Below are 14694 nucleotides of genomic sequence, written 5' to 3' on the forward strand. Positions count from 1 at the left end.
TGCTACTTTTGCTTCCTTAACACGGTTAAATGTAACAAAAACCGACAAATTTTAGAAGATATGCTAAAAATAGGAATCATGGGCACAGCGAATGTTTCGCGCTCATTTACAGAAGTTTTAAAAGATTCAGCGACAATTAAAATCACAGCAATTGCAAGTCGCAGCTTAGAAAAAGCCACAACTTTTGCAGCTGAATTTGGTATTCAAAAAGCGTATGCTTCGTATGAGGAACTTCTTGAAGATCCTGAAATAGAAGCGGTTTATATACCATTGCCTAATACATTGCATGCAGAATGGGTAATAAAAGCGGCTCAGGCAAAAAAACACATTTTATGCGAAAAACCAATAGCCTTAACTGTCGAAGATGTAAAGGCAATGTATGAAGAAGCCATACGCAACAATGTATTTTTAATGGAAGGTTTTCCGTATAAGTTTCAACCCCAGACTATTTTGATGCTGCAAATGATAAAAGAGGGCGCTATTGGCGAAGTAGCACAAATCTATGCCGACTTTGGTTTTACTGTTGATAATGCCGAAAGTAATATACGACTGAATCCGGAACTTGGCGGTGGCGTAATGTGGGACGCAGGAGCTTATCCGGTTAGTATTATTCGTGAAATTACAGGCGAAAACCCGAAAGAAATAGTAGCATTTGGCAGTTTTAACGATCAGGGATTAGATACTTCTGTTTCTGCAATGCTACGATTTGAAAACGGAATAACGGCGCAGTTAAATTGTAATTTTAATGCTGCTCCGCATCGCCATGTTCGTGTAATAGGATCCAATGGTATTATTATGGCAGGTTACAATAATATTACAAAACCCAATACGGCGTATATTGAGGTAAAAAAAGGTTTAGACTGGAATTATGAATTAGAGAAAATCGAAGTTCCATCTGGCAGTGGTTTATTTTTTGAAGCTGAATCTTTTGCTAATTATTGTACCAATTATGATAGCGAAAAACAGATCATGTTGATGCAGCAATCTGTGGATAACACAGCAACTATTTTAAATATTCTGGATGTTATTAAAAGATAATAAATCTTTTATCTTTGAAAATGTAAAAATAATCTATGGAGAAGCTTAGAAAACATATTGAAGAAATTATACCCGTAAGTGATGAAGAGTTTGAGTCGATCAAACCATTTTTTACCATAAGAAAGGTATTAAAAAATCAATATCTTATTCAGCAAGGAGATGATGCTAAATATGAGTACATCATTATGAGCGGTATTTTCAGGGTTTTTTATCTGGACGAAGATGGTAAAGAACACATTGTGCAATTTGCCACAGAAAATTGGTGGATGTCTGATTACATTTCTTATTTCAATCAAAAACCTGCAAATATGTATGTGGTTTGTATGGAGGCAGGAGAGGTTTTATGCCTTACACTTGACGGAAGGGAAAAACTCTCAGTCACACTTCATAAAATGGAACACTTTTTCAGAGTAAAATTAACCAAAGGATATATTGCCCTTCAGCAACGAGTGATCTCGTTACTTTCTAATAATCCGCAGCAGCGTTATAAAGAATTTGCAGATCTTTATCCCAATCTCATGCAAAAAATCCCTAAAAAATATATCGCTGAATATCTCGGTGTAAGCCGTGAAACCCTTAGCAGGCTTTACTCCAACAATAAATAAGATACCTGTTTAATTCTCAAAGTGTGATTTCCGTCACACTTTTTTTGTGACTTTCCTCCTCGTATTGAAGAGGAGAGCCGGCATAAATTTGCCTTGTAAATAATTCATAACAACCTAAAAATTATAATAATGAAAAGACTTATGATCCTAACAGCGGCAATTGCCTTTTTTTCTTCGTATGCACAAAACCAAAAAGAAAACACATCACAAAAAACAACCCTTAAAAACGAAACAAAAATGAACAAGAGAATTTTAATTATTGTGTCTAATGCCAATGCAATTGGACCAAACAACAGAAGAACCGGAATCTTTTTACCTGAAGTAGCACATCCTTATGCTGAATTCGACAAAGCAAATTACCAAATAGATTTCGCCAGCTTAACAGGAGATACGCCTTATTTAGACGCCCTTAATCTGGCAAATGATCCCGACAATCTTTCATTTCTAACCGGAAAAGGATGGGAAGCAATGCAAAAAGCAGTTAAATTATCAAATGTGGAGGTTAGTAAATATGATGCTATTTTTGTACCCGGCGGATTAGCGCCAATGGTTGATATGCCGGAAAACGAACTGCTTAAAAAAGTAATAAAAGAAACCTACGAACGCAATGCAGTTGTAGGAGCAGTGTGTCACGGTCCGGTAGCATTATTAAATGTAAAACTAAGCAACGGAAACTATCTGGTAAAAGATAAAAATATCACTTCGTTTACAGATGAAGAAGAAAGAGGTTACGCTATTGCTGATGTACCTTTTTTATTAGAAACTGCGTTAACTAAACAAGGCGCAAAATTTCATGCAGCAGCAATATGGTCAGCTCACAGTATTGCTGATGGTAATCTGGTTACAGGTCAAAATCCTGCTTCGGCAAAAGGAGTTGCTGAAAAAATGATTGTTATTTTAGAATCTTCTAAAAAGTAATATCCTGATTCTATTGGTCTTCTTTCGCATAAGAAGATCAATAGATTCACTAAAAAACAAATAATTAACTTAGTATAATTTTAAAAAATATAAAAATGGAAAATCAAAATCCGGTTCATGTTTTTGCTACATGGAAAATTAAAGAAGGGCAGCTTACAAACGTTTTAAACCTAATGAAAATAGTTCAGGAAGAAAGCCTAAAAGAAAAGGGAAACCTGTTTTATAAAATTCACCAAAGCAATTCAGATGCAGATACTTTAGTCTTATTTGAAGGATATACAAATGAAGCTGCAGTGGCAGATCATAGAAATTCGACTTATTTTCAGGAATTGGTTTTGGGTAAAATTGTTCCTTTATTAGAAAAAAGAGAAATTATTTTAGCGACGCTTTTAGAATAGATTATTGTATTGTTTCATGATTTGATGATTTGATTTTTGAATGAAATCACATTGTAATCAGGGATAATTTGACTAAATTTAAGCTTATATTAAAATAATTATGGAAAAGACAACAAAAATAATATTCCCATACGATCAGAGTCCGGTAAAAGAATTACCAATGATCGATACAAACGATGTTGAAACAATACTAAATACTGCTTATACTTTATTTAATGATCAATCCGGCTGGATTCCGGCTTATAAAAGGATCGAAATATTAGAAAAAACAGCTTCGATCATGAACGAAAGAAGCGAGGAATTAATACATCTGGCAATAAGCGAAGGCGGAAAACCTTATAAAGATTCGAAAGCAGAAATAATCAGAGCGATTAAAGGGGTAAAACTGGCAGCAGAACACATCTCTCAAATCAAAGGCGAACAAATACCAATGGGACTTACAGAAGCATCTGTAAACCGTATTGCTTTTACATCAAAAGAACCTATAGGCGTTGTTGCTGCCGTTAGTGCGTTCAATCATCCTTTAAATTTAGCGGTGCATCAAATTGCAACGGCTATTGCAGCGGGTTGTCCTGTAATATTCAAACCGTCAAGCAGTACGCCATTATCAGGTCTTGCACTCGCAGATATTCTAAAAGAAGCCGGATTACCTGCCGGATGGCTGCAAGTCGTTTTATGTGACAATCAAGTCGCAGAATTATTGGTTACCGACCGCAGAGTTCATTTTTTAACCTTTATTGGTTCAGCAAAAGTAGGCTGGTATTTAAAAAGCAAATTATCTCCAGGAACCAGATGTGCCTTAGAACATGGCGGTGCAGCACCCGTAATTGTCGAAAGCGACGCTGATTTTAGCGAGATGATTCCGGATTTGGTAAAAGGTGGTTTTTATCACGCCGGACAGGTTTGTGTTTCTGTACAGAAAATTTACGTCAACGAAGAAATTTGTGATCGTTTTATAGAGCAATTTTCACAGGCAACCAATAAATTAATTGTGGGTAATCCGTTTGAAAAAACAACAGATGTAGGTTCGCTTATTACGCCAAAAGAAGTGGATCGTGTTGAGGAATGGGTGAATGAAGCCATCGCACGCGGAGCTAAACTAATTACAGGCGGAAAACGAATTTCTGATACTTGTTTTGAACCAACAGTTTTATTTAACCCATCTGAAGATTCTAAAGTATCGACCAATGAAATTTTTGGTCCTGTGGTTTGTATTTATTCTTTTACAGATAGGGAAGAAGCCATAAAAAGAGCCAATGCATTAGAGGTACATTTTCAGGCGGCTGTTTTTACAAAAAATATAGATATTGCCTTAGATACTGCAAAGAAACTAAATGCTACAGCAGTTATGGTCAATGATAATACCGCTTTTAGAGTAGACTGGATGCCATTTGGCGGCAGGGATTCTTCAGGTTTGGGAATGGGAGGAATCTCTTATACAATAGAAGATATGCTCAGAGAGAAAATGATGGTTTTTAAAAGTAAATCATTATAAATTAAAATAAAAATTTACCGCAAAGCGCGCAAAGATTTTATCATGCAGGATTTTAATAAAACACAAAGAACGCAAAGCTTTGCGTTCTTTGTGTTTGTCAGCACAATCTATTAAAAAACTTAGCGCCCTTTGCGGTAAAAATAACACCAACCTATTTTAAATTAATTCGTTAAAGCAACATATTGATACAACATCTTTGGGTTTTCGGCTTCATTAATTAAATAATGAGCAACATCTGATCTTGAAATCTTTGTAACTTTCATTCCTTTTTGTAAAATAGGTAATACCTTATAAGATGAGGTTGCTTCAGCATTTGTAAGCATTCCCGGGCGTACGATTTCCCATTTTAGATTGCTTTTTGTAATCAGTTCTTCCATTATGGTTTTGTTGGCGTATTGCTCTTTCAGAAATAACGAAATGACCGTTTTCATAAAAAAGCTTAGAAATCCTTTACTTTCTCCCGCTCCAAAACCGGTAATAACCAAAACTGGTGAAGAGAAATTCAATTCGTCAGCTACTTTTAGCAATGCAACCGCAATATCAGAAAATAGAGTAGTGGCTTTTTTATTTTTTGTCCCAACAGTTATAAGCACAGCATCAGAACCTTTGATGGCGTTTTTTAAATCTGCGGGCGATGTTGCACTGCCATTGATTTTTATTAAATTAGGATGATTGGGGATTTGGTCTGTATTAGTAGATAATGCCGTTACGATATGTCCGTTTTTGAGTGCTTTCAAAACAGATTCTAACCCAATTCCTGCTCCGGCTCCTATAATTGCTATATTCATTTTAGATTGTAGATTTTATTTGCAGATATTTTTCAGTGATGCTTTTTGGTGCAACCAGTAAACTTTCGCTTCCCCATTTCCATGAACTTCCGGTTGTGGTCAGGATTTCGGCACCTGATTCTTTGGCGATAAGCAAACCGGCAATCCAGTTATAAGTATCGATATCTTCCTGAACAAACAAATCAATTCTTCCTGCGCCAACATATGCCAATTGCAATCCGTGTGGACCATAATTTCTAACAATCCCAAAATTTCCCAACAGTTTAGTAACCGTAGCACCAATTTTTTCATTCAAATTATTATTGGATTTATCCTGATGTCCGTAATCAAAAACCGCAAGCATAACCGCCGGATCTGTTTTGCGGCTAATAGTCAATGATTCTCCATTCATAAAAGCGCCTTCACCGTCTTTTGCCCAAAAAATTTCATTTGCCAACGGATCATAGATTACAGCAAAAAAAGGTTTTCCGTTGCGAATAAGCGCCAGATTTATTGTCCATCCTGCAATATGCTGAAGATATTGTATCGCGCCATCCATGGCATCACAAAGCCAGTATTCTTCTTGTTCTGCGGGATTTCTTTGAGAATTGGTGTCAAATTCATCTCCTATATGCCACGGCGTATTTGGGAATTCCGGAGATAAATCCTCCTTTAAAGAAGTGAGACACAATGTATCGATATCTTCTAATTGTTTTAAGAGTTCATCCATAGTTTGTGGTATGGAATTTTGCTTGTAGTCTTTCAAAAAGACGTTACCTACTTTTCGTACTGCATCGAGTATGAGAAGAATATTGATTTCGTTTTGCATATTATTATAGTATTAATTACAATGCAAAGCTACTTACGGGTACGTCCTGAATGATAGTTTTAATGAAGGGAAGGATAGTCCTGATCACGGAATTTTTTTCGAAATTCAAGAGGAGTGAGGTTTGTTACTTTTTTAAACAGTTTTCCAAAATATACAGGTTCATCGTAACCCACTTCATAAGCAATTTCCCTGACCGTATTATCTGTAAAATACAACAGTCTTTTAGCTTCCATAATTGATGCTTCCTGAATATGAACAGAAACAGGACTTCCGGTTATCGCTTTTACAGTATCGTTTAAATGTGCGGACGAGATAGAAAGTGCCGATGCATATTGTGCAGGCTGTTTCCAGGTTTTATAATGTTCTTTTGTGAGTTTTATAAAACTCTCCTTAATGATAATACTGCGATTTTCTTTCTCTTTTTCAAGCGGTAAATTAGTAATGATTTCACCGGCAATCAAACTCAAAAGACTATTTAGCAAGAAATGAATCGTTTTTTGAATATAATTATTCGTGTTCTCAGACTGTACTTTTTCAATGAGATCCATCAGGATAACAAGTTGATTGAAAAAAGCAGATTCCGGTTGCGGTAAAAACGGATTATTGATTTTGTTTTCTAAAAGCTGCAGTACTTCCTTATTAACCAGTGACGGATCAAAACTAATCATCCATCCTTTTGGATTTTTTACTTCGATAATGTGATGCACTTCTTCAGGAAAAATACAAACTAAAGCAGGTTTATTGAACTCAATAATTTCAAAATCAATATTTAGTTTAAATTCTCCGTTTATGGCAAGCATCAATTGGCAATGATTGTCCCTGTGTGGTTTTGAGATTTCGTGAGTTTCTGCTTTTTTATCCTCCATATTAACAATTATAATTCCCGCCTTTGCAAAAGAGGGAAGTTCGTATTGTTTAATATTTTGGTTTTGATTTTTCAAAAGTATTACGTTCTATTTAGTACAAAATTAGATTAAATTGATGTGCTTACACCTCTTTTTTCTTTAAGCAGCGTCCTCTTGGTTCATCACCTTCATAAAGTACAATTTCTGAATGCAGAAACTGAGCAGCATCGGCTGAATCTTTAACTTTTACGGCACTTCGTTCTAACATTTCTGATTCGAATGCAGTTAATACACTTTCTCTAATTCCGGCTTTTCTCCATTGCGATAATGGTCTGCATCCTTTTAAAATTCCGCGAGCCAAAGTAAGTGCATCCAGCAATGCCTGATTAGCGCCTTGCCCTTTAAACGGACTCATTGGGTGCGCTGCGTCGCCAATCAGGGTTGCATTTCCGCTTTTATTCAGTAATTCCAATTCTGGCAATTCACGGTCGTATACCGGATATCCGGAAACCTGAGCTTCACGAGTCGCGGCTAAAATTTGCGGAATAGGATCGTGCCATTGTGTTCTGCGACACGCTTCTTCCTTAAGTGCCTGAGGTCCCAATGCACTTAATGCTTTAGCTTCGTTTTCTGACATAGGAAAACTAAGCTGCCACATTACAGAGTCTGATGTATAAGGCATTATGTAGATTCTTTCGTTACCATTCGCAGTTTGAAATACAGTAGCAGAATCCAATAACGGACTATTAAGATTTTCGAGAACGCTTAAAGGACAAATCCCCAATATTACAATGCAGCCCAGATAACGCAAGGGAGTAATATCCTCGCCAATCAGCAATCTGCGTACAGAACTGCGAATGCCGTCAGCGCCAACAACAAGATCTGCGTTGTAGCTTTTTATTTCTCCGTTTACCTGAAATTTCAGTTCAACATTTTCAGTGTCAGTTTCCTTAAAATCGATCAATTGATGATCCCATTTTACAGCATTATGTCCGCCCAATTGTTCCAGTAAGGCCAAGCGCAAAGATTGTCGCGCAATGTGTATATTAGTTCGTTTTGCAGTCATTTTTGATTCTGATTGCAGCCATTTTCTAATTCCCCATTCTCCAATTACTTTTCCTTCTGTAGTATGAACCAGGTGTCTTGTTGAAACGACACCGTCTGCCAATGAAAAAATACCTAATCCTTCGATCGCTTTACTGGCTTGCTGCAAAGTAAGTCCATATCCCTGAGATCTGGCATCAAAGTGCGTATCACGTTCAAAAAGTGTAAAGGGAATTCCGCGGTGCAAACACGCAACCGCAAGGGCAACGCCTCCAATACCGCCTCCAATAATGGCAACATGCGGATAATTTTCATGATCTGCTACAGGAGATTCGGCAGCACGTATCAATCCTGATCCCTGACAATTCTCGCAGGAATACAAAGGACTTTTAGGACGAACCGGAGCTGTTCCTTCGCCTTGCATTTTTTCGAATTGATCTAAAGCTATCTGGTAGTTAAGCCGGACTTTCTTGCTGAGTCTGCGGCTTTTTTTACCGCGACCCTGACATTCCTCACAAATAGTCCAGCTTCCGTCTTCATTTTTCCCTTTTTTTACTTCCATTTTATTGATTTAATCCTGACTTCACTTTATAGAAAAATTAGACGATGCAATTAATGCCGGATCTAAAAAGCGGTAACACGAAGCCGCGCAAATTTAAGACAAAAGATTGCCAGTACAAAATGCCTTATAATTTTACGAGAAAATGCATTACAAGCTTAGTAGATAACTATTGCCAAACACTTTTTTACAACTGCATTTCTCCCTGAAATTTATGGTTGGAGTTGTGTAATAAGAATAAAAAATACTGTAAATCTTTCCATAAGGTAATTCGGTAAATTTAAGTTATCGAAATTATCAGTAAAAAGCCCTTTTTTATTTATAAAAAAAGTCATCATATGGAATCAGAAGAGACGCATCAAATAACCTTAAAAGTTAATGATGCCAGTTATCAAATAAAAACGTTACCGTGGGTTTCCTTACTCGATATTCTTCGGGAAGAACTTCATCTTACAGGAACCAAAAAAGGATGTGATCACGGACAATGTGGCGCTTGTACAGTTATTGTTGACGGCAAAAGAATATTGAGCTGTTTAACGCTTGCTGTTATGAAAGACGGGTCTGAAATTACAACCATAGAAGGTGTTGCTGATGGCGAAAACCTGCATCCAATCCAGAAAGCTTTTATTGAACACGACGCTTTTCAGTGTGGTTATTGTACGCCCGGACAAATTTGCAGCGCTATTGGAATGCTCAAAGAAGGGAAAGCAAAAACAAGAGAAGATGTTCAGGAATTAATGAGCGGTAATCTTTGCAGATGCGGCGCCAATAGAGGAATCATAAATGCCATTATGGAAGTAAAGGAAGGAGGTTATCATGAATAACTTTTCGTACGCTAAAGTTTCAAATGTAACTCAGGCAATCTCACAACTCGATGGAGATATTCGAAACAAAATTGTAGCAGGAGGAACCAATATAAATGATCTCGTGAAATATTTTATTACAAAAGCAGATAAACTTGTAGATATAAACCCCATTCACGAAAATAATGCTATAATCCGTCTTGATAATGGCGGCGTTAGACTCGGTGCTTTTCATACAAATGCAGACACGGCCTATGATCCAATTATAGAAGAGCGTTATCCATTATTGTCAAAAGCGATACTTGCAGGAGCATCTGCGCAAATTAGAAACATGGCAACCAATGGCGGTAACCTCTTGCAGCGCACCAGATGTTATTATTTTTATGATATAAATACACCTTGCAATAAACGCGAACCCGGTTCCGGATGCTCAGCAATTCAGGGATATAACAGGATTCATGCTATTTTGGGACAAAGCGAAAATTGCATTGCCGTTTTTCCTTCGGATATGTGCGTGGCTTTAGCAGCTTTGAATGCAACTGTAAATATAATGGGACCGGATGGAGAAAGGAATCTGGCTTTCGCCGAATTTCACCGACTTCCCGGAGATACGCCCAATATTGATAATAATCTTAAACATGGAGAAGTAATCACCAGTATTGATCTTCCGCCTCAGGGATTTGAGAAAAACTACTCGTATCTAAAATTGAGGGACAGAAGTTCGTATTCTTTTGCACTGGTAGCCGTAGCGACAGGTTTGGAGATTGAAAACGGAATTATCAAAGAAGCGAGAATTGCATTGGGCGGAGTGGCGCACAAACCCTGGCGCGTCGCTGAAGCCGAAGATTTTTTGAATGATAAAGAACCAACACGCGAAAACTTTACTGCCGCAGCCCATATTTTATTGCAAGGCGCAAAAGGTTACGAACACAATGCGTTTAAGATTGAACTGGCAAAAAGAGCGATTATACGCAATTGTCTTATGGCATTAAATCCAGAATCGCAACGTCCGGGTGCAAAACCATCATTATAAAGTTACTATCACATTAAAATTGTAAAAATGACAAAATTACCCTCAATAGGCAAACCGATAAGTCGTTTAGAAGGCCGTCTCAAAGTAACAGGAAGCGCAAAATATGCAGGAGAATACGAGGCGCAGGATTTATTATACGGTTATGTTGTAAACAGTACGATTACAAAAGGTAAAATAGCCGTTATAGATACAACAGATGCAAAAGACCTGAAAGGAGTAATTGAGGTTTTTACCCACGAAAACAGACCTTCAACAGCTTGGTTTGATTTTCAATATGCAGATATGGACGCGCCTCCCGGAACGGTTTTTAAACCTCTAAAAGACAATGAGATAAAATGCAACGGTCAGCCCATTGCACTTGTTGTAGCAGAAACTTTTGAAATGGCACGATATGCCGCCACCAAAATTAAGCTGGCTTATGTCGAAGAGGAATTTGAAACAGACCTGCAATCCAATATAAATAAGGCGAGAGACCCTAAAAAAGGTCTTGCTTCTATGCTTAAACCGCCTCCGCCAAAACCTACGGGTAATTTTGAAGAAGCATTTCAAAACTCTTTTGTTCAGAGTACAGGAGAATTTAAACACGGCACAGAACATCATAATCCAATGGAAATGTTTGCAACGACCGTTATTTACGAAGGAAAAGACAAATTAAAAATATACGACAAAACGCAGGGAACAATTAATTCCCAGATGTATGTGGCAAATGTTTTTGGGTTAAAAATGAAAAACGTTCAGGTTATATCGCCATTTGTTGGCGGTGCTTTTGGATCTGGATTACGACCACAATACCAGCTTTTTATGGCAGTAATGGCATCGCTTAAATTAAAACGAAATGTTAGGGTTACTTTAGATCGTGCCCAAATGTTTACTTTTGGACACAGACCGCCAACATTGCAGTTTACAAAGTTTGGAGCCGAAAAAAACGGAAAAGTAAATGCCATATATCACAAAGCAATAGGCGAGACCTCGAAATTTGAAGATTATGTAGAAATTGTAGTAAACTGGGCAAATATGCTTTATCCCGCAGAAAACACCTTACTGGAACACAAACTTATTCCGTTAGATGTATATTCTCCTCTGGATATGCGTGCTCCCGGCGGAAGCACAGGAATGCATGCCATAGAAATTACGATGGATGATCTGGCTTATAAATTAAATATAGATCCGGTAGAATTGCGACTGATTAATTATTCTGAAAAAGATAAAAGTTCAGACAAAGAATACTCCAGTAAAGAACTTAGAAATTGCTATCTGGAAGGTGCTGAAAAATTTGGATGGAGTAATAGAAACCCCGAACCACGAAGCATGAAACGCGGCAACAAATTGGTTGGTTACGGAATGGCAACGGGAATTTGGGACGCTAACAGACTTCTGGCGCGTGCTCAAGCCATTATGACAAGCGATGGAAAAGTAGAAATAAAAAGTGCCGTTACAGATATTGGAACAGGAACCCTGACGATAATGACGCAAATCGCGGCAGACGAATTGGGATTACCTATTGAAGATATTACGTTTTCATTTGCTGATAGCAAAATGCCGTTTGCGCCTATACAAGGAGGTTCTTTTACCACGGCAACAGTTGGACCTGCTGTAAAAGCAGCGTGTAAAGCACTAAATGAAAAACTATTTAGAAAAGCCAAATATCTAAGAGATTCTGTTTTAAGGGAAATGAAATTTAAAGATGTAATTTTTAATGAAGGCTTTATAACAGTAAAAAACAATCCCGAAATCAAAATTAATGTAGAAGCGATTTTTGCTGTAAATGAAGGAAAGGAAATTAAAACAACCAATACTTCAATGCCAAATCCGTTGCAATACGGAAAAAAAGCCAGAGCGGTTCATAGTGCCGTTTTTGTTGAGGTTGAGGTAGATGAAGAATTAGGTGTTATCGAAGTAAAAAGAGCAGTAACAGCCGTTGCAGCAGGAAAAATTATAAATCCAAAAACGGCAGAAAGTCAGATTTTAGGAGGAATGATCTGGGGAATCAGCAAAACTTTACACGAAGAAACAATTACCGATCATAAATTTGGAAAATACATGAACCAAAATTTAGCCGAATATCATATTCCGGTTCATGCGGATATTCATGATCTGAATGTGATTTTTGTGGAAGAAAATGATACTTTTGTAAATGATCTTGGTGTAAAAGGTGTTGGAGAAATTGGAGTGGTTGGAATGCCTCCGGCAATTGCAAATGCCATTTTTCACGCCACAGGAAAACGCATAAATGATTTACCAATTCATTTTGACAAACTTTTGTAATGCGTTAAAATTTTAAACATCAGATCTGAATAAATTTTAAAATTAAATCCATATGTTTTTACTATCAAAAAAAATAATAGCCGGAGCAATGCTTTGTCTGGCAGTAAATTTAGTAAGTGCACAACAAAAAGACGACAGCCAGAAATGCCGTTATACCAAAACTTCATACGGTTATTTGATGGTTTTGCGAGAAGGTGATAATGTACTTGCATTAATCGAAAATCTGGCAAAAGAACAGCAAATTCCTTCGGCAAACTTTACCGGTATTGGTTTTGCACAGGAAGTTACATTTGGTTTTTATGATTTTAGCCAAAAGAAATTCAACCCAAAAACCTTCAGTAAAGTCGAAATGGGAAATCTGACGGGTTCTATTGCCTGGAATGAAGATAAACCATCTTTACACATTCACGGAATTGCCACTGATGACAAATTTGATGCCTATGGCGGACATATTCTTGGGCTTAAAGTAGGAACAGGTTCCATGGAAATATACATCACTGTGAATCAGCAAAAACTTCAAAGAAAAATAGAACAGCCATTAAACGCCAATGTACTGCAGCTGCCTTGTTTGAATTAGGAAAACGCGAATTTCAAATACTGAAAAAGAGCGTGATTCATTCAGGCTTCGACTACTTATAATATGATAAATAAAACAGAAACCAATACTACAGAAACCAATATAAAAGAGATAATTAAAACAGAGCAAAAAGAGAAAAATGCTGTACATCTTCTGCCTTGGGTTACTGCTGTAGCAATGTTTATTCAATCCCTTGATGGTACAATTTTAAATACCTCACTTCCGTCAATAGCGCGTGATATGGCCTATTCGCCTACACAAATGCATTCTGTTATCGTTACTTATACGCTTACGCTCGCCATGTTTATTCCGTTATCAGGATGGCTGGCAGATAAATTTGGCACAAGAACAATGTTCATGATCGCTGTTGGTTTATTTGTTACCGGTTCGTTGCTTTGTGCACTTTCTGTAGATTTAACCACGTTTAACCTTGCCAGAGTTGTGCAGGCAATTGGCGCGTCAATGATGGTTCCTGTCGCAAGGCTTGCCATTTTATATCAATATCCCAAGAAAGAATTATTAAAAACGATGAACTTTATAACGGTTTTTGGTTTGTTGGGAATGGTCGTTGGACCAAGTCTGGGCGGATTTTTATCTGATAATTTCTCGTGGCACTGGATATTTTTAGTCAATGTTCCCATTGGGATTATCGGGATTTCTATGGCGTACAAAATCATGCCGAACTTTAAACACGCCGTTGGCAGGTTTGATTTCAGGGGCTTAATTTACTTTAGTCTCGCGCTGATATTTATTACCATGGTTCTGGAACTTATTGGCAGAGGCCGAATGCATATTATGCTTATTCTGGGCTTGTTATTCTTGTCAGGATTACTTTCTGTGTTTTATTTTATTCACTATAAAAAAACCGAAAAACCTATTATAGACTTACGATTGCTTAATATAAGAACACTCAAAATAGGTTTAACAGGCAGTTTGATCACAAGGCTTGGTATTGGCGGATTGCCGCTATTATTGCCTTTAATGCTTCAGACTAGTTTTGGATATTCTGCATCAGTATCCGGGCTTTTATTGTTGCCTTCGGCTTTGGCAAACGTCGCAATCAAACCGTTTATGGTTCGCATTATAAAATTTATGGGCTATAGAAACGTGCTCATAAGCAATACGATAATGCTGGGCGTTATTTTGATTGTACTGGGATTTGTAGAAAAAGAGACACCGCTTGGATATTATATCGTTCTTATGGTTTTTTACGGAATCTTTACTTCGATACAAATGTCTGCCATGAATACCATAACACTTGCTGATCTGGATCAGAATACGGCAAGCGGCGGAAATACAATGCTGGTAATCATGCAGCAATTATCAGTAAGTTTTGGGGTATCTGTGGCAAGTCTTGTATTATCGTTATTTCAGTCCGGTATTTTCGAAATGAATACCAAACACGCCTTTCAGTATACTTTTATAACGCTGGCTGTTTTTACCATTTTTTCGAGTATTACATTCTCCAGATTAAGCAAAACCGATGGAGAAGAATATACAGATTAAAAACAGAGGACT

At 37.3% G+C, this 14694-nt stretch carries 14 protein-coding genes; 10 read left to right on the top strand and 4 right to left on the bottom strand.

Annotated features, from left to right (window positions below; genetic code table 11):
- The first annotated feature begins 60 nt into the window (after positions 1-60).
- The 5 genes from ASF10_RS18080 to ASF10_RS18100 all read left to right on the top strand — a co-directional run bounded on the left by ASF10_RS18080 (position 61) and on the right by ASF10_RS18100 (position 4454).
- The gene (locus ASF10_RS18080; RefSeq protein ID WP_082472464.1) at positions 61-1038 is read left to right on the top strand and encodes a Gfo/Idh/MocA family protein; all 978 of its coding nucleotides are present in this window, start codon (positions 61-63) and stop codon (positions 1036-1038) included.
- Between the two features lie 35 nt (positions 1039-1073).
- Positions 1074-1643, top strand: a complete 570-nt coding sequence (locus ASF10_RS18085) for a Crp/Fnr family transcriptional regulator (RefSeq protein ID WP_056252076.1) — start codon at positions 1074-1076, stop codon at positions 1641-1643.
- 129 nt (positions 1644-1772) lie between these two features.
- The gene (locus tag ASF10_RS18090) at positions 1773-2561 is read left to right on the top strand and encodes a type 1 glutamine amidotransferase domain-containing protein (RefSeq protein WP_198529605.1); all 789 of its coding nucleotides are present in this window, start codon (positions 1773-1775) and stop codon (positions 2559-2561) included.
- 95 nt (positions 2562-2656) lie between these two features.
- Positions 2657-2959 (top strand): putative quinol monooxygenase, encoded by a 303-nt coding sequence (locus ASF10_RS18095; protein WP_056252079.1) that lies wholly within the window; start codon positions 2657-2659, stop codon positions 2957-2959.
- Positions 2960-3059: 100 nt separating this feature from the next.
- Positions 3060-4454, top strand: coding sequence for an aldehyde dehydrogenase family protein (locus tag ASF10_RS18100; RefSeq protein WP_056252082.1), 1395 nt, complete (start codon positions 3060-3062; stop codon positions 4452-4454).
- Between the two features lie 161 nt (positions 4455-4615).
- Here ASF10_RS18100 and ASF10_RS18105 read toward each other — a convergent pair whose 3' ends face one another.
- Genes ASF10_RS18105 through ASF10_RS18120 form a run of 4 tightly spaced genes read right to left on the bottom strand, consistent with a single transcriptional unit; the run spans position 4616 to position 8501 of the window.
- Positions 4616-5242: an NAD(P)-dependent oxidoreductase gene (locus ASF10_RS18105; protein WP_056252085.1), complete on the bottom strand. Its 627-nt coding sequence runs from the start codon at positions 5240-5242 to the stop codon at positions 4616-4618.
- Position 5243: 1 nt separating this feature from the next.
- Positions 5244-6050: an inositol monophosphatase family protein gene (locus ASF10_RS18110; RefSeq protein WP_056252087.1), complete on the bottom strand. Its 807-nt coding sequence runs from the start codon at positions 6048-6050 to the stop codon at positions 5244-5246.
- 59 nt (positions 6051-6109) lie between these two features.
- Positions 6110-6991 carry an AraC family transcriptional regulator gene (locus tag ASF10_RS18115; RefSeq protein ID WP_056252090.1) on the bottom strand — a complete coding sequence of 294 codons (882 nt, stop codon included), beginning with the start codon at positions 6989-6991 and terminating at the stop codon, positions 6110-6112.
- A gap of 46 nt (positions 6992-7037) precedes the next feature.
- Entirely contained in the window at positions 7038-8501 is a 1464-nt protein-coding gene (locus ASF10_RS18120) for an FAD-dependent oxidoreductase (protein ID WP_056252093.1), read from the bottom strand.
- 335 nt (positions 8502-8836) lie between these two features.
- Here ASF10_RS18120 and ASF10_RS18125 point away from each other — a divergent pair, with 335 nt between their 5' ends.
- The 5 genes from ASF10_RS18125 to ASF10_RS18145 all read left to right on the top strand — a co-directional run bounded on the left by ASF10_RS18125 (position 8837) and on the right by ASF10_RS18145 (position 14682).
- Positions 8837-9322 carry a (2Fe-2S)-binding protein gene (locus ASF10_RS18125; RefSeq protein ID WP_056252094.1) on the top strand — a complete coding sequence of 162 codons (486 nt, stop codon included), beginning with the start codon at positions 8837-8839 and terminating at the stop codon, positions 9320-9322.
- Positions 9315-10334: an FAD binding domain-containing protein gene (locus ASF10_RS18130; protein WP_056252097.1), complete on the top strand. Its 1020-nt coding sequence runs from the start codon at positions 9315-9317 to the stop codon at positions 10332-10334. The genes ASF10_RS18125 and ASF10_RS18130 overlap by 8 nt, the downstream gene beginning before the upstream one ends.
- Before the next feature lie 27 nt (positions 10335-10361).
- Entirely contained in the window at positions 10362-12599 is a 2238-nt protein-coding gene (locus ASF10_RS18135) for a xanthine dehydrogenase family protein molybdopterin-binding subunit (protein ID WP_056252098.1), read from the top strand.
- Between the two features lie 52 nt (positions 12600-12651).
- Entirely contained in the window at positions 12652-13176 is a 525-nt protein-coding gene (locus tag ASF10_RS18140; RefSeq protein ID WP_056252102.1) for a PPC domain-containing DNA-binding protein, read from the top strand.
- A 63-nt stretch (positions 13177-13239) separates the two neighbouring features.
- A complete protein-coding gene (locus ASF10_RS18145) occupies positions 13240-14682 on the top strand; it encodes a DHA2 family efflux MFS transporter permease subunit (RefSeq protein ID WP_082472465.1) in 1443 nt (480 codons plus the stop codon).
- The last annotated feature ends 12 nt before the right edge of the window (positions 14683-14694 follow it).

Source organism: Flavobacterium sp. Leaf82, assembly GCF_001422725.1.
Classification (GTDB): Bacteria; Bacteroidota; Bacteroidia; order Flavobacteriales; family Flavobacteriaceae; genus Flavobacterium.